We start from the raw sequence: 19,345 nt of genomic DNA, 5'->3' as shown, positions 1-19,345 counted from the left end.
GATTAGCTGTTATTATTATTTACAGGAATTTTAACAATAAATGTAGATCCTTGGCCTTCTTTACTTGTAAAAGTAATGTTACCTCCAAGGTTTTCCAAATGACTTTTTACAATATTTAATCCTATTCCGGTTCCTTGGTCTAATAATGCATTTTCTGCTCTAAAATATCGCTTAAAAATAAACTGTTGTTCTTTTTCTGGAATACCAATTCCTTGATCTATGATCTTAAAGGTAAGTATATCATTTTCAAAATCGACTTGTAGGTCGATGGTAGTATTTTCTCCAGAATATTTTACTGCATTATGTATAAGATTAGACAATACAAGTTCCAGGATTTTTTCATCAAATTCTATTACATAATCATCTATTTCCTGGGGGTAGTTTATGCGTTGCCCATCTTTAAGTAGCATATTAGCGTTATAAACGACCTCATTTACTACTTTGCTTAATGGAAACTGGCTAAATCTGTAATTCACCTTACCTGTCTCGAGTCGTTCTACAGATAAGAAATCATTAAGAATGTTATCCAAATACTTTACTTTATTTTTGATTGTATCCAGATGTTTTTCTCTTTTGTCTTGCTGTTCTTCTTTCTTGTATTTTCCTATAAGTGTAGCCGAAGTAAGAATACCTCCCAAAGGCGTTTTAAACTCATGAGATACTAGCGATAAAAATTTGGTTTTTAACTCATTAAGATCCCTTTCTTTTTGTAAAGATTCTTTGGCTCTTGCCTCTGCCTCCACGCGAAGTTTTACTTCTTGCTTTAACTCTTCGATGGTACAATGTAATTCTTGCGTACGCTCTTCTATTTTTTGCTCTAACCGGGAGTTTAACTCCTGGATTTTTTTTTCCTGTTCTTTACGCTCGGTAATATCAATAACCAGCGCCATTACATAGTTATTATCATAAATGGTGAACGGATTGAGACCAGCCTCGACAGGAAACTCTGTACCATCTTTTCTAACTCCAAAAAGATCTCTACCACGCCCCATATGTCGTTTTTCGCTATTCGCTACAAAACCTTCAAAATGAGCTTTATGGTTGTGATGAAATTTTTGAGGTATTAATACATTCAAACTTTTTCCTAATAACTCTTTGGTATCATATCCAAATATTGCATCGGCAGATCCATTGGTTGCGACAATAATCTGATCTTTATTTACCACTACTATTCCTTCGGATACTGCTTCGGAGAGAATCCTAAAAACATTGCTCTGTTTTTCAAATACCTTCATATAAGGATTTTGGTTGTTTATTACTTTTATAGGTTGTGTCTACAAGGTAGTTTTAGATTATAAATATAGGGCATCTCTCTCAGACAATTCCTACAAAACCTTGTTAAATTATTGGTTTTTCAAAAATACCACAATCCATTATAAAAACTGACATTCATCATTTCTAATTAACACCCCTTTGGATACTTTAACCAAAAATTATGAATCATGAAGGGTGTATTAAATTTAGGAAAACTATTTAATGTTAAAATAGAAGTTCATTGGACCTTTATATTCATCTTATTATGGGTGATATTTTTAGAACTCAAGTCAGGCGGAACACTTCAAAATGCCATGATGAGTATTGTTTTTATTGCATTATTATTTACATGTGTGGTCTTTCATGAGTTTGGACATATACTTACTGCTCGAAAGTTTGGGGTAACTGCAAAAAAAATAACACTGCTTCCCATAGGAGGTGTGGCTTCTATGGAGACTATTCCTGAAAATCCCAAACAAGAACTTTTGATTTCATTGGCAGGTCCAGCAGTAAATATTTTTATCGCCTTGATATTATCTTTATTTATAAACATTTCCTTTTTTTTTGATCAGGATCCTAAACAATTGGAAGAGGCTTTAAGTCATGTGACTCCCCAAAATTTGTTAATCTACCTCTTTTCTGCAAATATAGCACTGGCAATATTCAATTTTATCCCTGCTTTTCCTATGGATGGCGGCCGTGTTTTAAGAGCGATTCTTGCTATGAAGACCGACCGTGTCACCGCCACTAATATAGCTTCTGGTATTGGTCAATTTATTGCCCTAATCTTCGTATTTGTTGGTATTCTCTACAATCCATTTCTTATACTTATTGCTTTGTTTATCTTTTTTGGTGCTTATGGCGAAAACAAAATGGTTAGACAACTTGCACTATTGAAAGGCCACAAGGTTCACGATGCCATGCTTACCAACATCTCTGTTTTAAAACCAGATGACACTATAAAAGATGCTATTGAACTATTACTTTCGGGTACCGAAAAGAATTTTGTAATCACACAAAACTCTCAAATAGAAGGTATACTTTATCATCAAAACATCATTAAGAATTCCAAGAAGCCGGATATAGCGCTTCAAGATGTTATGGACAGATCCTTTACATCAATTGATGTTAATGCAGATCTTAAAGACATCTTTAAGCTCATTAATACCGAGAAAAGAGATTTTTTTGTTGTCAAAGATAATAATGCACTAGTTGGCGCAATTGACTTAAGTAATTTAAGTGAGTTCATGCTAATACAAGCCAACCTAATTTCTAGATAATATTTTTTTAACCAAACTCAACTGATTTATATCATATAAAACTTGCCTTTGGGTAGCTACCTTTATTCTATAGAATTAATAAATAAGTAAGACATGACAACAGCACAAAACATAGAAATGACATTTTATCAAAACCTAGGCAAATTATTCTATGCAATTGCTGCATCAGACAGAGTAGTTCGCGAATCAGAATATAAATCGTTAAGAAAAATTGTAAAATCTGAATGGTTGAAATTGGACGAAGTCGAAGATGAATTTGGTGCAGATGCTGCCTATCAAATTGAAATTGTATTCGATTGGTTGGATTATCAGGAACTAGATGCTCAAGAAGCATATGATCAATTTGAAGCCTATTACAATGATCATAAAACACACTTTACAACCAAAATTAAAGAGTTGGTTTGGAGTACATGCAATGTTATTGCAGGAGCATTTTCTGGTAAAAACAAATCAGAGTTAATGATGCTTGGAAGACTGAAACTCATATTCGAGAAATAAAAAATTCTTTGTAAGAAATGGAGTTTATCGATTATTATAAAATACTGGGGGTTTCTAAAAATGCTTCGGAAGCCGATATCAAAAAAGCATATCGAAAATTGGCTCGAAAATATCATCCTGATCTTAATCCAAATGATAAAGAAGCAGAAAAAAAGTTCAAAGAAATTAATGAAGCCAATGAAGTATTGAGTAATGCCGAAAATCGAAAAAAATACGACCAATATGGTAAAGATTGGCAACATGCTGAAGCATTTGAGCAAGCTAGACAATCACAACAATATAGTCGTCCAGGCAAGCAGCAATATTATAGCGATTTCGCTGAAGGTGATTTTTCAGACTTTTTTGAATCGATGTTTGGAACAGGAAGTCGGGGTTATCGCCGTAGCCAAGTCAAATTTCGAGGTGAAGATTACAATGCCGAATTACGGCTTGACCTAATGGATGTGTATAAAACACATAAAAGAACCCTTACAGTAAATGAAAAAAACATTAGAATTACTATTCCCGCAGGGGTCGAAAATGGACAAACTATAAAAATCAAAGGGCATGGCGGACCTGGAATTGGAGGGGGACCAAATGGAGATCTATATATTACGTTCGCCATTGATAATAATACCTTTTTTAAACGTGATAAAAGTGATCTGCACCTTACTAAAGAAATTGATCTTTACACCGCCGTTCTAGGAGGAGATATTACTATAAATACCTTGGATGGTAAAGTAAGATTAACCGTAAAACCTGAAACGCAAAGTGGGGCCAAAGTGAAACTTAAAGGGAAAGGATTTCCCAAATATAAAAAAGAAGGACAATTTGGTGATTTGTACATAACCTACACGGTCAAAATCCCAAAAAATATTTCCGAAAAACAAAAAGAATTGTTTAGAGAGTTATCCAAACTATAAAAGAATACCGCTATGATGAAGGAAAATCTAATACCGGCCATAGAATTTTGCACCCGTCACCAGGTAGAATTCGCATTCATAAATTCGTTGCATGAATTTGGGTTAATAGAAATTATAGAAGTTCAGCAAACCGCATTTTTGAATCCTGAAGAATTACCAAAACTAGAACAAATCGTACTCTTTAATAAAGAACTTGAAATTAATCTAGAGGGAGTCGAGGTTATAATACGATTGCTTGAGCGTGTTAACCAAATTCAAAATGAAATGAATATTTTAAGAAATCGATTACGGCTTTATGAAAGTCTATAATCAAAATTTGACATGATTTTTATCATATTTTAGAAACCATTCCATGTCTACTTTTACTCCAAATTAAAAAAACAAATATGATGACACTATATGCAAAAATAAACGCCGACTTTTCTGAAAACTATATTGGCTATTCTGCTTTGGCAATTATTGCTTCAACCTGTTTGGGTTCTATTGCGATAATGATGACACTGTTAAACGGAAATGCGGCTGCACAAATGTTTCTGGTTTTTCTTAGTGTAATTGTTTGTAGTGCTCATAATGCCGCAATCTTAACAGTTCAAAAACCCAAATTGGTACTAGATCTTTTGATTATAAGCCTTATTGTAAACTCCCTGATTATTGTTGGTAACGGACTTTTTTAATCACACTACATATTATTAAGCAAAAGGTGGGTTTCTCTTTAAAACCTACCTTTTTTATTTGATTTTACTAGCTGATCAATATCATATTTTTATACAAGAAACTCTATTAATTTTAGCATGTAAAACCATCGTAATATGCCAAGACCAAGGAGTAAAAAGGAATTAGTAGTGTTAAGCAATAAAGACTATAACAAACTACTTGAAATGATTCGTTCTTTTCCTGAAGAAAAACAGCACGCAGACTTTCCAGAAGGAACTTTAAATAGAAATATCTAGGGAGTACTTACTCACTTGCATCACTGGCACCTAATGATGATAGATTGGCATACTGCAGGGTATGGAAGGAGATTTAAATGGACGGGAACTACCTCACTAGCAGCCTATTTAATTTCTGCTACTTCCAGTCACATTACGATTGGGCATTTAAATTAATTAAAAAATCGATCAAGTAGTTTTAAAACTATTTGTACATATAAATATCTATCTTATGAGAACGTTAATCATTGGTCTTGTTTTTTTAAGTTTTATGGCTTGTAAAAATGAGACTTCGCCTCAAAAAAACAATGAGTCCAAAGAAATAGAAAACGAACAAACTATTAAAAAAGATACTTCAGACTCTACAATAGTTTTTTCTGAAGAAATTCTGGAACTTGAAAAAGAAAAGACAAAAGCATTGAAAAGAGACCGTTTGTTGAAAGCAGAAGACGACAAACCAAATCTACAAGAACTAGTAGTTTCAAAGAGTTTTTTTAAAGAAGAAGATCAGTATCTTCTAGATTACAAATACCCATACCTTAATGAAAAAATAGATCCTGGATACGCGGTCTTCAACAATTTTATTAAAGAGAATTACTTAAACATCGAAAAAACCGAAAATCAAATTCTTGAAGATAAAGAATTGCTTTGTGACACCTTAAAAATTAATAGGTTCAGAGACAAAAGGATTATAGATTATAAAATATACGATGTCAATCATAATTTAATAAGTGTCGTGCTTTATAAGGAGAATTATTATTCGGGAATGCGTTATTCAACCTATCTATTTGATTGTGTAAACTTTGATCTTAATAAGCATAAGTTCATTTATTTTGATGATTTTTTTGAAGTTAATACCGAAGAACAAGTGTACAATACAATCAATTCGATTATTAGAGAAGGTATCGAATCAGGAGATTTATATTATGACTGTTGGGAATTATCAAAAGGAGACTTTAAAGCCTATAAAAATAATTTTGTTGTTAATGACGATACGGTTACCTACTATTTTGACGACTGTATAATTTGCCCATCGTATACAGGCACCTATTCTATTGAAATACCGATTAAGGATATTTTACCTTTGATAAAAAAATTCAACTATCATCCCAAATTGGGTTAGTTGCATAACAACATTTTTTATTAGATTATCATAATTTTGATATCAAATTTAGAATATGAAAAGTAGTTTCAGCAATATCATAAATTCGAAAACCCCTGTATTAGTAGATTTCTTTGCCGACTGGTGTGGACCATGTAAAATGCTTGCTCCGATACTTAAAGAAGTTAAAGATGAGTTAGGAGATACCATTAAAATCGTAAAGATTGATGTTGATAAAAATCAACCTTTATCTGCCAAATATCAAGTTCGTGGGGTACCAACCATGATTTTATTCAAAGACGGGAAACAATTATGGAGACAATCCGGGGTATTGCAAAAACATGATATTATAAGCATTATTAATTCATATCAATAGTCATGCAACTTAATAAATACATAGACCACACCCTGCTTAAAGCTAATGCGACTGTAGAGGATATCAAAAATCTTTGTGCAGAAGCAAAAAAGTATGACTTTTATGCTGTCTGTGTGAGCAGTTATTATGCTGCTTTGGCCGATAGTGAATTGATGCATACAGATATCAAAGTAGCAACTGTAATTGGCTTTCCATTGGGATCAATGACCAGTCGCGTTAAGGCGTTCGAAGCACAACAATGTATTGATCAAGGCGCCGATGAGATTGATATGGTCCTTAACATAGGTTTACTAAAATCAGGGTATTATAAGATTGTAGAAGACGAAATAAGATCTATAAAAAAAACAATTGGAAACAAGACGTTAAAAGTAATTTTCGAAAATTGTTACCTAACCGATGAAGAAAAGAAAATTGCTTGCAAACTATCTCTTAATGCAGGAGCCGATTTTATAAAAACCTCAACAGGTTTTGGAACAGGAGGAGCGACTTTGGAAGATGTTGAACTTATGAAAAACGAAGTTCATGATTATCTTAAGATAAAAGCCTCAGGCGGAATTCGTGACTTAAAAATAGCCAAAAAATATATCGATTTGGGTGTTTCGCGAATAGGTACTTCATCTGGAGTGACTATGGTAACTTCAAATTAAAACATCATGAGCATACATATTGCAGCCAAAAAAGGAGAAATTGCCGAAACAGTTTTGCTTCCTGGGGACCCCTTGCGTGCCAAATGGATTGCAGAAACTTATCTTGACGATCCTTTTTGTTATAACCAGATACGAGGAATGTTGGGTTATACAGGCACCTATAAAGGCAAACGTGTTTCAGTCCAGGGAACCGGAATGGGTATCCCTTCTGCATTAATCTACTGTCATGAATTGATTAATGATTATGGTGCCAAAAATCTAATTCGAGTGGGCTCTGCAGGATCCTATCAAAAGAATGTAAACATACGTGATATTGTAATTGCTATGGCAGCTTCTTCGACCTCTGGGATTAATAATTCAAGATTCATTAATTCTGATTACTCCCCCACGGCCAATTTTGATCTATTCATGAAAGCAGCTCAATATGCTCGTGACCACAATATCCCAATCAAAGCTGGAAATGTTTTATCGTCTGATGAATTTTATGAAGATGATCCTGAATCGTATAAAGAATGGGCCGATTTTGGCGTATTGTGTGTAGAAATGGAAGCCGCCGGTCTTTACACCATCGCAGCAAAATTTAATGTAAAAGCATTAGCCATTCTAACTATTTCTGACTCTTTGGTTACAGGTGAAAAAACTTCTTCTCAAGAACGTGAAACTACTTTTGGGAAAATGATAGAGATCGCCTTGGGAACCCTCTAAAAAACAAACCGGCAAGGTCACAATCACCCTTACCGGCTCAACTAACGCTATTATGAAAAGAGGGTTACTTAAATCTTGAATGTAATTACGGGTTTATTGGCATGATTAGCAATATCTTCACCAATACTACCACTAAAGAAATGCGCTAGTCCTCTACGTCCGTGTGTTGGTATTGCAATCACATCGGCATCAATCTTATTGCTATAATTAAAAACTCCGCCTTCTACTGTGTAATCGCTATAGTAAACCACTTTGTCATACATATCCAAATTTCCAGAATCTGCCTTGAAAAGGAATTCTTTTACTCGTTCTTCTATTTGACCAGAACTTTTAAACCGATCTCCAGGTAAGTTTACATATAGCAGATGTACATTGGCATCCATAGTTTCAAACAACTTCATGGCATTACGATAAGAACGCAGGTTTTCCATTTTAAAATCAAGAGCAAAGACCACTTCTTTCATTTTAAAATCATCTCCAGGATTTTTAATTACCAAAACGGGAATATCCGAGGTGCGTACTACTTTTTCGGTATTAGAACCTATAAAAACTTCTTCTCGTAAACCACTCACACCGTGTGATCCCATTACAATAAGATCAACATCATTTTCGTGGGCTACTTCATTGATTTCACTAAAGATTTTATAATTCTGAACCGTTTCTGACACTTTAATACCTTTTAAATATTCTCTATCCAAGAATGTTTTAAAACGCTTTTCGGCAAGTTTCATATAGTATACAGCTTCGGCTACTTCCTGGCTTTCATCCTTTGTAAGTACAGCTTCAGAAAGGCCCAACATATGAAGGACTATAATCTCTGCATTTTGTTGTTTTGCAATGGTCGCAGCTACCTGCAACGCATATTCCGAATATTCAGAAAAATCAATAGGTACAAGAATTTTTTTCATCATTTCTGTTTTTATACTATCAAAATTAGAAGATGTAATCTTCATTTAATATGACAATTATCATAACTATACTTGTTTGAAGCTTATAACTTTATGTATCAGTCACTTAAACCATAAAAACCACAGTCATGGCACTTAATTTTAATCAATATGCAATAGAGGCGAATTCCTTTTTAAAGGAATATGCACATGAGATGAACCTGGAAGATAATCCCGATAAAGCAGCCCGAATTCTATCCTCGGTATTACACGGCTTACGAGAAATTATTTCTGTGGAAGAGTCTTTACAATTATTAGCACAGTTACCAATGTTCTTAAAGGCAGTATATGTTAATGGATGGAAGATAAAGACCAAAAGGAACAAAATAAAACATATGGAGCAATTTATAGATTTGGTACGGTCCTATGATGGGGTGACTTCTATATATGATTTTGAATCCAATGAAATAGCCGAACATTATATACAGACTACATTCTTTCTACTTCGAAAGTACATTTCGCCAGGAGAAATGCAAGATATAAGAGACGAATTACCTAAAAACCTCAAAAATATGATTTTTGACAAATCGTTTTTTTAGGATGACTATTATTGTGAATTTAATTGGGAAATCCCCTGTAATCTTTCAATCACTTGATCTGCAAAATCTTGTGCTTTTTCTGTATTCGATTCTCCGGTAATAGCATCAACTTCTTTTATCTTATAGGTTCCTTCACCAGAGGTAGTTAGTACAACAATTTTATTATGCTGATCTGTGGTTCTTTCTATAAATTGTCTTACAACAAAAGGTGGTTTCCAATTCTCCCAGGTATGTAGAATAACAATACCTGAATATTCTTTTGGTGATACATTATCCAATAAAGAAATATCAACAACTTCTATAAATATCGAATCAGACTTATAATGATTCACAATTTTTTGGGTTACCCTATCCTTGAAATCGCTTCCTTGTGTGGCAATTAGAAGTTTACGTTCAAAATCCGGAGTATTTACCTGATACGATTCTGCAACAGCCATAGAATACTCTAATTTGTACCAAATCGAAAACAGGAAGAATATCACAATAACAGATAGGATTATCCACAATACTTTTCTTGGGTGTTTCATTTTATACTACTTAAGAGTTTACCAACTAAAGTATAGAACTGCATGTAAGAAAAATATGACATTAATCATTTTACATAGAATAAACTAATAATTCAAGAAACCAGAATTTTCAACTTACTAGAAAAAAGGTACATGATAACGGTCATTTTATAACCCTAATGTTATTAATACATTAATAGCAACAACCAAAACCTTACGTAACATGAAAACTAAAAGTCTAAGCATATTATTTGCATTACTATCCCCATTTCTTGCTGTATCCCAATTGGAAACAGACGAAGAAATAGTAGTAAAACAAGAGCAAAACGATGATGTATACCTCTCTGGAAGCAAAGTAAAAGTAAACGCCAAAATAGACGGTGATGTAGTTACCGCTGGAGGTAACATAATTATAAATGATTCTATTAGCCAAGATTTAATTGCTGCAGGTGGCGAAATTATAATCAACGGGTTTATAGCCGATGATATCCGTACTGCAGGTGGAGACCTAACTATTGACAGTAAAATCGGAGATGATTTGGTAGCTGCTGGTGGACAAATCGTTATTACCGATGAAACCATTGTACATGGTAATCTTATTTCTTGTGCAGGTCAACTAGATATTGATGGAGAAATAAAAGGATTGGCCAAAGTATGCGGTGGAAATATTACATTAAACGGGAAAATTTCTAAAACGGCTTCTTTCTATGGAGGAACCGTTACTATTAACGGAGAAATTCGAGGTCCCGCCAAAATAGTTGCAGAAACTATTAAGATTGGAGATAATGCAAAATTCTATTCAGATGTAGAATACTGGGCGGAAGATCGCGATGTAGATTTTAAAAATTCACTTGTCGAAGCGTCTGCTATTTTCAATGAAAATTTAGAGCGAAAAGGACATCGATTTTCTTGGGGACTATTTGGAGCAGCTGCATTAAGTTTTTGGATATTTTATATTCTTTCGGCATTTCTTATTTTGTTACTTTTTAATGCGTTATTCAAAAACTGGTTTTCTGAAGCCGTAACCAATTTGAATAAGGATATATGGAAAAGTTTAGGATATGGCATTGGCTATTTGATAGGTATTCCTTTATTGATTTTAATAACCTTCATGCTTATTATCGGTATACCCGTAGGGTTATTCTTAACGGTACTATACCTTTTTAGTTTATTGTTTGGGCATTTGGTGGTAGCTTTATTAATGACACATTATTTAAACAAAAGAAACAAACAATCCTGGAGTTTCTGGACAATAGTTTTTTTGGCTGTTGCTATAGCTGTAGTAATTCGCTTAATCACCTTCATGCCTTTGTTGGGCGGAATAGTTTCTTTTCTTATTATCGCTATAAGCTATGGTGCTTTGGTAATTACTGTACTGAAACATAAAGCTTCTTTACAGCCCAGTCCATAAAATTCTTAAAAATGGGCCTTTTAAAATATATGAAGAATATAATCATGTGATACAATTATTATTACAAACATTAGTATTTTAGTTATGACAAGCAGAAACAAATAATTCATGCTAAAACACTATAACATTACCGTAAAAGGAAAAGTACAAGGAGTTTGGTACAGAAAAAGCACGCAAAATAAAGCTCAGGAATTAGGTGTCACCGGTTTTGTAAAAAACCTACCAAACGGAGATGTTTATATTGAAGCCGAAGGAAATGAAAATCAATTAAAATCTTTATTGGATTGGTGCGCTATTGGACCAGAATTTGCCAAAGTGACTCAGGTTTTATTTGATGAAGCCATATCACAATCCTTTACTCATTTTGAAATCAAGCGATAATGACATAACATGATATTTCTCATTGTATTACCCTCTTTCAGGTGGTATTTTTAGGAGTATAATTCAAAAAATACCTAGCAATGAAAAGAATACTAATAATAATAGCATGTTTACTGTTGCTTCCTGTTACAGGGTCATCGCAAGTCTTAGAAAACATAGATCAGATTACTCCTTTTCATGAGGATCTTGCAGCAATACGAAAAGGAGATAAATGGGCCTTTATCAATACAAAAGGTGATGTTGTTATAGATTACAGAGAAGATCTAGTAATATCCCCTGCTACTGAAAATGCCAATTATCCTTATTTCAGTGATGGAAAATGCCTCATTAAACAAAAAATAAATGGGGTAGACTATTATGGATACATAGGTGCTACGGGTAAAATTACTATCAAGCCACAGTTTCTAAATGCAACCAATTTTAATAATGGACATGCGATAGTACTTCGCGTCGCAAAAGAAGAACTTGGAAAAAATGACCTTCTGGATAAAAAAGTGGTGTCCTATAGTTATGACGAAATGGTTATTGATGCCTCAGGCAATAGTAAAACATTTTTGTTAGGCCCTACTCATCTTATTTATAAAAAAGATAGACTTAGAAAACCACCAATGATTCAATCTCATTTTTTGGCTCCAAATTTAATCGCAACAAAAAGTAAGAATAACTCTTGGACTCTTTATACCCTTCAAACCTCAACCAACTAAATAATCAACATTATGAAAACAATAGAAATGGAAGCATCAGAAATAGAAATGAATATCATGCCTCGAATTGGTGATGACGCACCAGACTTTGAAGCAATAACTACACATGGGAATATTAAATTCTCTGAATTTGCAGAAAGCAAATGGGTCGTTTTATTTTCGCATCCTGCAGATTTTACACCGGTTTGCACAACCGAGTTAAGTGGTTTTGCAGAAAGAAAGCAAGAATTTGAAGCTTTAAACACCAAACTCATTGGATTAAGTATTGATAGTATACATTCTCACCTCGCCTGGGTAAATAATGTACGAGAAAAAACAGGCATATACCTGGACTTCCCTATTATTGCCGATCTAGACATGAACGTTGCCAAATTATATGGCATGCTACAGCCTAATGAGAGTGAAACCGCAGCGGTGAGAGCCGTATTTTTTATCGATCCATACCTTAAGATTCGTCTTATCATGTACTATCCATTAAATGTTGGCCGCAATATGGACGAAATCTTGCGAGTATTAGAAGGTTTACAAGTTTCAGATAAGCATAAAGTTGCATTACCTCTTAATTGGAAAAAGGGAGACAAAGTCATTGTACCGCCGCCCAAAACCTTAGAAGAAATGGAAGATAGAATCCAAGATACTTCGTGTGAAAAAGTTGATTTTTATTTGGCTCGAAAGGATTTACAGTTAGACTGATGAAAAGGAACAAGCAATTTTTTGTAGCAACACTACTTATTTGTGCTTTGAGTATACAAAGTTGCGGGCCTGTGGTTATATCTTCGAGCCTGGACAACCCACCACCGCCTTGGTTTTATCCAAACCGTGTAGAGGTGGTTCGATATGTGTATTTCCCTGATTATAATATCTACTATGACCTCACTTTACGACATTACATCTATTTTGAAAATAATGTATGGGTCACTGTAGATGTACTCCCGCCAAGGTATCGATACATCAATCTAAACCGAACTCGTTATGTGAGAATTCGTGGGTTTAGAGGAGATGATATCAATCGTTATCATAGTACCAATAGATATTACAACCCAAATAGAAGTACGCGAAGCAGATACGAAGATAGAAGTCGATATAATAGAAATAATACCACCAGAAGCAGAAGATCCAGAAGTAGTAACACCTCAAATAGAGAAAAAGGCACCCGCAGCACCAGAAACAAAAATACAACAGGAAATAGAACTACCAGAAGCAGGGATAGTATCCAATACTTAATAAACAATCTCCCGAGGTAGCATTTTTGCAGATTCTACAAGCATTTTCATATCGTTTAATCCAATATGTGCATGGTAAAAATTTCTCTCGGCGTTTAATTGTTTTACAGTTGCAAACAATTGTTCTGGATTCGCTTTTGCCATTTTTTTTACCGTATCATAACCCGCTTCATATAAAACGTATGCAAACGTATGATTTACCCATCGAATTCTGCACAGGTCGGTAAGTTTGGTAAGTCTCAAAATTTCGTCATGATGTATTCCTGTTTCTTTTGAAAGTAGCATTCTGTCTGCTTGGGTTTTTACGTTATCGAACACATGACGCGTATTTTTGATCCCCATTTCCTCTAATTTTGATATAACATCTAGCGAGGTTTCAGGAAAATCTTTGATTCTATTGGGTCTTGGATGGTATCCATTAATCATTCTTCGTAATACATTAAGATAGTCCCCGGGCAAACCACTTAATTTCGAAAATTCCTTAAGCTTACTTTTATCTTTAAGTAGATTTTGTAATATCTGAAGGTTAGTAATGCCTTGCTTTTTGATAGTTTCGAGATTACTATCTATATTTTCTTTTAAAATTTTCCAACTAGGGATCAAATGGGTCGATTTTAAGATATCCTTATAATCATCAATACTTACTTTCTCCAAATCTATGTAATAGCCCATAGTCTCTTTTTTTACTTCAGATTAGTTCAATTCGGTAAACAACACCGTATCGTTATATCGCTTTTCCGATAGGGTAATTATACCGCCTCTTTTTTATGCGTGCTCACCTTTACAAGTTTTCGATATGCATCTTGCTGTTTGAAAAATTCTATATCGACTTGAGTCACTTTATACATAGAATTACGTTGTTCTACGTAATTAGGAAGCTGCAAAATCTTGAATTCTACAATGTCTTTAGGTTCATAGCTAGTCAACTTTTGTAATTGTGTTGCGATCTTTTCTTTTTGTATCTCTCGCCCAGAACAAAGTGTGACAAAGGAATAGTTTTTTAGATGTTCTTTATTTTCCTTGATAAATGTTTTCATTGGATGTGCAATCTCATAATTCCAGATAGGAGCAATTAAAAGGGTGTGGCCATACTCTTGCCATGAAACATTCAGGTCATTAATCTTCGGAAAGCGATTAAATAACATATCCAGCATGATCTTAAACATGCCCCGTTTTTTGGGTTCTGTGATTTGTAATACCTCTGAATCAAGATCATTAACCATAGTGTTGGCCAACAATTCATTATTGCCGGTATACGAAAAATAGACGATCAAAGTTTTCATGATTACTTACTTTTACGAGTTATTTCAACACATAAATTAAGGGTCCTACACCAGAGAAAACATGATATCGATCAGCAGGAATTTATTTAACACCTAAAAAAATCTTAAATCCACAAAGAATTGAAATTGGGCTCATTGATTTTGAGAAGAATCAATTTACATTTACCTCTAAAAGATCATAATTTGGGCTATCTTTTTGTAGATAATGAACTCTATTTATTTTAATAATGCCTCCAATTTTGCAGCTTTGTCCTTGGCATAGGTAAGGGTGGTATCCATCTGGTAGCATTTTTTAAAATGCTGCAATGCTTTGAGCGAATCTCCTTTAACAAGCAAGGCATCTCCATAACTATCATAGGTATTTGCAGAATTTGGATATTCATTTATATTGAGCTCAAATATCTTTAGTGCTTCTTCCAAATGATCCTGAGCCAGGAATTGGTAGCCTAAAACATTTATAGTACGTTCAGAAATATGGTAAGTCGTTGTATCTAATTTCTTGGCTTGATAATGACGTATTCCACTTTCAATATTTTCGGCTATGATCTTTTGAGCCATTTCTTTATGTAAAGCTCGTTTTGGCAGTACTACTGGTTGATCTGTAAGTATGTTTTTTGCTCCGTTAAGAATATCAAAGAAATTATCGTTGCTATTATTGGTAAGTAATACTAACCCGCTTTTGGTTTTTAGATCATTGAATAAAAAAGTTCGAAAACCTACCCATCCTCCAGAATGAAAAACCTCTTCTTTACCATCATCTGAGTTTAATCCCCAACCAAAACCATATCTTGTTTTCTCGCCGTTATTCAAAACGCCAGGGGTAAAAGCCTCGTCTAGGTACTCTTTTGCTATGATCGTATGGTTAGCAAGGGCCAGATTCCATTTATACAAATCCTCTACTGTGGAATAGATACCTCCATCACCTCTCACATCGTTAACTAGGTGATAATCATCTGATACCAAATCTACTTGATTCAATGCTGTGTTATACCCAAAAACACGGTTGGGCATAGTAGGATCTGCATCAACTTGATACGAATACAGTAGGGTATTCTTCATCCCCACAGGTTCAAAGATATTTTCTTTAAGAAATTCTCTAAAATGTTGCCCCGAAATCTTTTCTACAATCGAGGCCAGTATCAAATAACCTGTATTACTATATTCATATTTATCGCCAGGCATAAAACGCAGTTTGGGATTACGCTCAAAAAACACTTTCATGATCTTATTGTTACCAATAGTCTCAGTGCCGGTAGTGTCTTGTGATTGCCAATGCTCATGCATCATGCGCTCATAATCTTCTAAACCGGATACGTGATGCAACAAATGCCTGATGGTAATAGTATCATACGGAAAATCGGTTAAAATGCTATTTACTTTTTGATCATAGTCCAATTTACCGGCTTCCTTTAATTTCATGATAGACATCCCTGTAAACTGCTTGCTCACCGATGCTAAGCGAAATTGAGAATCTAGATTTAGGCTATCTATGGGGTTAATACTACGTAATCCACTGGCGCTTTGATGCACAATCTGACCGTTTTTATATACCAATAAATTGCCTGTGGAAATACCAAGCGTTTTAAACTCTTGTAGTAAATTATCATAGGTGATAGAATTCGTAGTGGCGTCTTGATTTTTGGTTTTACAAGAAAGAAAACATACCAAAAACAGGCATCCCCAGGTGAGTTGTTTTACTGAAATCATTGTTTTTTAATTGATTGATTTTTTAAATGTACATTTTATTTGTACACGATTAGTATCACCTTATTAAAAATCGATTCCTTTAACACTTTATTTATTAACTAAAATCAATAAAGTTTACCCTCTCAAATGTAGCAAGCTGATCGTTAGTATATGTAAGTCTATATGTCGCAAAAATCTTGACCGCTTATAAAAACAGAAACAGGTAGACCTTCACTACCTGTTTCCTTCGAAGAAATTAATTTTATTTTGCAGTAGGATCATCTTCAATATTCAGTCGTTAGACATCCAAAATCAAATAATTTTCCTGAAAAAACCTATTTAATTTCCTCGATTTGGTTTTTGCCACATTGCTATTACAAAAACCCAATTCTTTTAATTAATACAAAACAAAGAATCATTTTTTAACTACATGTACCAAAGTAGTTCATTTGTGTCTCAAAAAATATGACAAAAGTCAGTTTTTGGACTTTTTTCACATATAAGGTTTCATTTCTTGTTTGCGCTTTTTGAGTTGTCTTTCTACGTCTTTTAGACTTTCTTTAAAAGCCAATTCATAATTCTTTTCATTAGAGGTCGCATATATTTTTGGTCCCGGTAGACTCAACTCCAGATCACAAATTTTTCCTGCTCCCTTTGGATCATTTTCTTTTTTAAAGAAAACATCAGATTTAATGACCCATTCGTATTTTTTATATAGTTTATCGAGCCTTTCATGTACATAGTTTTCCATGGTTTCGCTAGTAGGCATTTGTACAAATTGAATGTTTGTTTTCATCTGTTTATATTTATTGTTTTTCAATGGTCAAACGGAATCGCCATATAATCATTTAACTCCAGTTTAAAATTGTTTTAAGAGTCGTTGAACCTTCGGTTTCGGTTGGGTATCAACTTGATTGTTATGGCTTATTTCATAACTGTATGTTTTAAACCTTTTCAAAAATAACTGCTCAAATTGATATTTAATATGATAAATATCATTCAAACAAAAGGCTTTTGTCTTCCTCTTTCTGTAGTTTGTTTTGTAGTAATGGGTCGTACAAAGCTTTAAAAACAATTCAAAATACAACAAGCTAGTTTCATTTTTTTTGAAACTAGCTTGTCTATATACTTCTTATTATAACAGCTAATATTTATTAAGTCTAACTTGCCATTAATTCAAAGTTTTCTTCCATTTTTAAAGGCCGAAATAATTTTTGTAATCAAAAAAGAAAAGATAATAATTCCAACTATAAAAAGACCTATAAAAAATAACCTATCACATAATAAAGTATCTTTAATATTGAAATCAAGAGTTTGTTCAGAAAAGAAACATCCTACTAATAGAATAGATAAACTTACAATAGATAGAATATATACTTTTTTCATTATTTACTTTATTTTTAGTTATCATATACCTTATTTATTTCAAATAACATACTATTGATAAAAATATACTAATTTTAATTTTAAGAATATTTTTGTGTATTATGAGAGAAGAAAAGCACTTAATAATAACAATAAAGAAATGATTAAGATTTTAAGGTTCATTTTATATGATTTAATTAAAAAAATACCCCTAAAAGTTTTTCAAGTCTTTTAAGGGTATTACTGCTTAATTTTCTTTATTTGGTTTTACATTGAAAGGTGGGCTATCCAAGCTAAACATAATTTCACTAATGTTTTGCTCATGCCTTAAAAAAGCTTGAATATAATAACCATCTTTTTCCCATATAATCGCTAAAGGTTTATCGTCAAAAGTCCCTTCTACTAGATCCCCTTCTCTTTTTCGTAAATTGGAAGAAAATCCATCATCACTCTTATATAGTCCTTCGCTTACTACTTTCATATTAGACATTACATATGTATGATCTGGTTCTCCATATTTCTCAACAAACAAATCATAAAATTGTTTATTAATTATTTCACGAAAATGAATTGATATCGATCTGACCATATTATCTTCATTTTTTGATATGGTCATAATATTATATTTGATATTAAAGAAATCTTTTTTTACAAATTCATCTACCGTGTAATAAAAAGTTTCTCCAAAAAGTTTATTTTCAAATTCATTTCCAATTGTTGTTTCGAAAGTTGATATATGCGTTCCTAGTAATTCTTCAAATTCAAAAATGTTCATTAAACAAGTATTTGGACTTATACCCACTATTATCAATATGGTTGTAAAAATTTTCATTTACCTAAGTTAACAAAAGTTTTATTGATTAACAATCATAGGGATTTCCAATACCTAAAATACTTGTTATATATGGAGCGGGACTAGGTATAAGGAAAGGTGCATTTGTAGTCATACTCCCTCCAAATGCTGCCATTTTAGATTTAATTCTCTGTTTAAAAAATTCTGCTAAACTATGCTTTGAAATATCAGGATTTTCAAAAAAATGAATATCTGTTTCATTTATTGCAGCTGAAACGGCCGCAGCGGTAGCGTTAGCTGCTTGGCTATTCGTCATCCAACTCGGGGCAGTAAAATATATTAAATCCTGTGGAACAGAGATATCACCAGCGTAAGGGCTTCCATTTGATCTTATCCCAGCAGTATAAAATGTATGATTAAAATTTTTCACTGCACATGCTCTTTGCAAAGCCCCCGGTGGTTGTGCATATTCAAAACTTCTGCAATCTGCACTTAAAAAAGGATTTGCATTGGGATATACCTCAAAAATGTCAATTGCCCTATTTGCTCTATCTACCGCTTCATCGCTAACATCATTTTGATTTATATAATACAGTATTTGCAAACCAACCACCTCATTTAATTCTTTTGATTTTACAGCATCCTGCAATTTCTTGGCAAACGATTCTTGGCCTCCAGCATTTTTAAAATCTAATAGTGGCGTTAAAAACTCTCTGTTACTTTCCATCCAACTACGATCCATAGAGCTCCATTGTGAATCTAGTACTTCCAGTCTAAAGTCTACCAAATTAAGCCCCACATAATCTATGGGTTC

General features: G+C 33.4%; 25 protein-coding genes. 16 read left to right on the top strand and 9 right to left on the bottom strand.

From position 1 onward, the window contains the following. Nucleotides 1–2: 2 nt before the first annotated feature. Nucleotides 3–1,235 (bottom strand): PAS domain-containing sensor histidine kinase, encoded by a 1,233-nt coding sequence (locus U6A24_RS06030; RefSeq protein ID WP_324179044.1) that lies wholly within the window; start codon nt 1,233–1,235, stop codon nt 3–5. A gap of 207 nt (nt 1,236–1,442) precedes the next feature. On the opposite strand from U6A24_RS06030, the gene U6A24_RS06025 reads away from it, so the two are divergent. The 10 genes from U6A24_RS06025 (at nt 1,443) to deoD (ending at nt 7,693) form a co-directional block, all read left to right on the top strand. Beyond that, complete coding sequence (locus tag U6A24_RS06025; protein ID WP_324179043.1) at nt 1,443–2,534, top strand: site-2 protease family protein; 1,092 nt, start codon at nt 1,443–1,445, stop codon at nt 2,532–2,534. Nucleotides 2,535–2,627: 93 nt separating this feature from the next. Continuing rightward, entirely contained in the window at nt 2,628–3,032 is a 405-nt protein-coding gene (locus U6A24_RS06020) for a hypothetical protein (RefSeq protein ID WP_324179042.1), read from the top strand. Between the two features lie 17 nt (nt 3,033–3,049). After that, nucleotides 3,050–3,934: a J domain-containing protein gene (locus tag U6A24_RS06015; protein WP_324179041.1), complete on the top strand. Its 885-nt coding sequence runs from the start codon at nt 3,050–3,052 to the stop codon at nt 3,932–3,934. A 12-nt stretch (nt 3,935–3,946) separates the two neighbouring features. Continuing rightward, nucleotides 3,947–4,243, top strand: coding sequence for a chaperone modulator CbpM (locus U6A24_RS06010; RefSeq protein WP_324179040.1), 297 nt, complete (start codon nt 3,947–3,949; stop codon nt 4,241–4,243). Nucleotides 4,244–4,320: 77 nt separating this feature from the next. After that, entirely contained in the window at nt 4,321–4,608 is a 288-nt protein-coding gene (locus U6A24_RS06005) for a hypothetical protein (protein WP_324179039.1), read from the top strand. Nucleotides 4,609–4,743: 135 nt separating this feature from the next. After that, nucleotides 4,744–4,884 (top strand): ClbS/DfsB family four-helix bundle protein, encoded by a 141-nt coding sequence (locus U6A24_RS06000; RefSeq protein ID WP_324179038.1) that lies wholly within the window; start codon nt 4,744–4,746, stop codon nt 4,882–4,884. Nucleotides 4,885–5,095: 211 nt separating this feature from the next. Next, nucleotides 5,096–5,986: an RsiV family protein gene (locus tag U6A24_RS05995; protein WP_324179037.1), complete on the top strand. Its 891-nt coding sequence runs from the start codon at nt 5,096–5,098 to the stop codon at nt 5,984–5,986. A gap of 55 nt (nt 5,987–6,041) precedes the next feature. Then, nucleotides 6,042–6,341 carry a thioredoxin gene (trxA, locus tag U6A24_RS05990; RefSeq protein ID WP_324179036.1) on the top strand — a complete coding sequence of 100 codons (300 nt, stop codon included), beginning with the start codon at nt 6,042–6,044 and terminating at the stop codon, nt 6,339–6,341. A 2-nt stretch (nt 6,342–6,343) separates the two neighbouring features. Next, nucleotides 6,344–6,988 carry a deoxyribose-phosphate aldolase gene (deoC, locus tag U6A24_RS05985; protein ID WP_324179035.1) on the top strand — a complete coding sequence of 215 codons (645 nt, stop codon included), beginning with the start codon at nt 6,344–6,346 and terminating at the stop codon, nt 6,986–6,988. A 6-nt stretch (nt 6,989–6,994) separates the two neighbouring features. Beyond that, complete coding sequence (gene deoD, locus U6A24_RS05980; protein WP_324179034.1) at nt 6,995–7,693, top strand: purine-nucleoside phosphorylase; 699 nt, start codon at nt 6,995–6,997, stop codon at nt 7,691–7,693. A 68-nt stretch (nt 7,694–7,761) separates the two neighbouring features. Here deoD and U6A24_RS05975 read toward each other — a convergent pair whose 3' ends face one another. Beyond that, nucleotides 7,762–8,601: a universal stress protein gene (locus U6A24_RS05975; protein ID WP_324179033.1), complete on the bottom strand. Its 840-nt coding sequence runs from the start codon at nt 8,599–8,601 to the stop codon at nt 7,762–7,764. Between the two features lie 128 nt (nt 8,602–8,729). Between U6A24_RS05975 and U6A24_RS05970 the strand changes: the two genes are divergently transcribed. After that, nucleotides 8,730–9,179, top strand: coding sequence for a DUF2267 domain-containing protein (locus U6A24_RS05970; protein ID WP_324179032.1), 450 nt, complete (start codon nt 8,730–8,732; stop codon nt 9,177–9,179). An 8-nt stretch (nt 9,180–9,187) separates the two neighbouring features. On the opposite strand, the gene U6A24_RS05965 is transcribed toward U6A24_RS05970, so the two are convergent. Further along, nucleotides 9,188–9,706: a hypothetical protein gene (locus U6A24_RS05965; protein ID WP_324179031.1), complete on the bottom strand. Its 519-nt coding sequence runs from the start codon at nt 9,704–9,706 to the stop codon at nt 9,188–9,190. A gap of 202 nt (nt 9,707–9,908) precedes the next feature. On the opposite strand from U6A24_RS05965, the gene U6A24_RS05960 reads away from it, so the two are divergent. The 5 genes from U6A24_RS05960 to U6A24_RS05940 all read left to right on the top strand — a co-directional run bounded on the left by U6A24_RS05960 (nt 9,909) and on the right by U6A24_RS05940 (nt 13,425). Beyond that, nucleotides 9,909–11,096, top strand: coding sequence for a hypothetical protein (locus U6A24_RS05960; RefSeq protein ID WP_324179030.1), 1,188 nt, complete (start codon nt 9,909–9,911; stop codon nt 11,094–11,096). Between the two features lie 108 nt (nt 11,097–11,204). Continuing rightward, entirely contained in the window at nt 11,205–11,477 is a 273-nt protein-coding gene (locus tag U6A24_RS05955) for an acylphosphatase (protein ID WP_324179029.1), read from the top strand. An 80-nt stretch (nt 11,478–11,557) separates the two neighbouring features. After that, nucleotides 11,558–12,181, top strand: a complete 624-nt coding sequence (locus tag U6A24_RS05950) for a WG repeat-containing protein (protein ID WP_324179028.1) — start codon at nt 11,558–11,560, stop codon at nt 12,179–12,181. A gap of 12 nt (nt 12,182–12,193) precedes the next feature. Next, nucleotides 12,194–12,874, top strand: coding sequence for a peroxiredoxin (locus U6A24_RS05945; protein ID WP_324179027.1), 681 nt, complete (start codon nt 12,194–12,196; stop codon nt 12,872–12,874). Then, the gene (locus U6A24_RS05940) at nt 12,874–13,425 is read left to right on the top strand and encodes a hypothetical protein (RefSeq protein WP_324179026.1); all 552 of its coding nucleotides are present in this window, start codon (nt 12,874–12,876) and stop codon (nt 13,423–13,425) included. Before U6A24_RS05945 ends, U6A24_RS05940 begins: the two co-directional genes overlap by 1 nt. Here the strand turns inward: U6A24_RS05940 and U6A24_RS05935 are convergent. The 6 genes from U6A24_RS05935 to U6A24_RS05910 all read right to left on the bottom strand — a co-directional run. Beyond that, a complete protein-coding gene (locus U6A24_RS05935; protein ID WP_324179025.1) occupies nt 13,402–14,076 on the bottom strand; it encodes a DUF4332 domain-containing protein in 675 nt (224 codons plus the stop codon). The two genes, U6A24_RS05940 and U6A24_RS05935, sit on opposite strands and share 24 nt — an antisense overlap. A gap of 77 nt (nt 14,077–14,153) precedes the next feature. Then, nucleotides 14,154–14,687: a flavodoxin family protein gene (locus tag U6A24_RS05930; RefSeq protein ID WP_324179024.1), complete on the bottom strand. Its 534-nt coding sequence runs from the start codon at nt 14,685–14,687 to the stop codon at nt 14,154–14,156. Between the two features lie 216 nt (nt 14,688–14,903). After that, nucleotides 14,904–16,394, bottom strand: coding sequence for a serine hydrolase domain-containing protein (locus U6A24_RS05925; protein ID WP_324179023.1), 1,491 nt, complete (start codon nt 16,392–16,394; stop codon nt 14,904–14,906). A 472-nt stretch (nt 16,395–16,866) separates the two neighbouring features. After that, nucleotides 16,867–17,169 (bottom strand): ribosome hibernation-promoting factor, HPF/YfiA family, encoded by a 303-nt coding sequence (gene hpf / locus U6A24_RS05920; protein WP_324179022.1) that lies wholly within the window; start codon nt 17,167–17,169, stop codon nt 16,867–16,869. 816 nt (nt 17,170–17,985) lie between these two features. Further along, on the bottom strand, nt 17,986–18,513 hold the full coding sequence (locus U6A24_RS05915; protein ID WP_324179021.1) for a hypothetical protein: 528 nt from the start codon (nt 18,511–18,513) through the stop codon (nt 17,986–17,988). Between the two features lie 85 nt (nt 18,514–18,598). Continuing rightward, on the bottom strand, nt 18,599–19,345 hold a 747-nt coding region (locus tag U6A24_RS05910; protein WP_324179020.1), incomplete at its 5' end, for a hypothetical protein.

The organism is Aquimarina gracilis (assembly GCF_035285365.1).
Classification (GTDB): Bacteria; Bacteroidota; Bacteroidia; order Flavobacteriales; family Flavobacteriaceae; genus Aquimarina; species Aquimarina gracilis.
The sequence above is the reverse complement of the archived record's forward strand: the minus strand, read 5'-3'. Positions and strand labels throughout refer to the sequence as shown.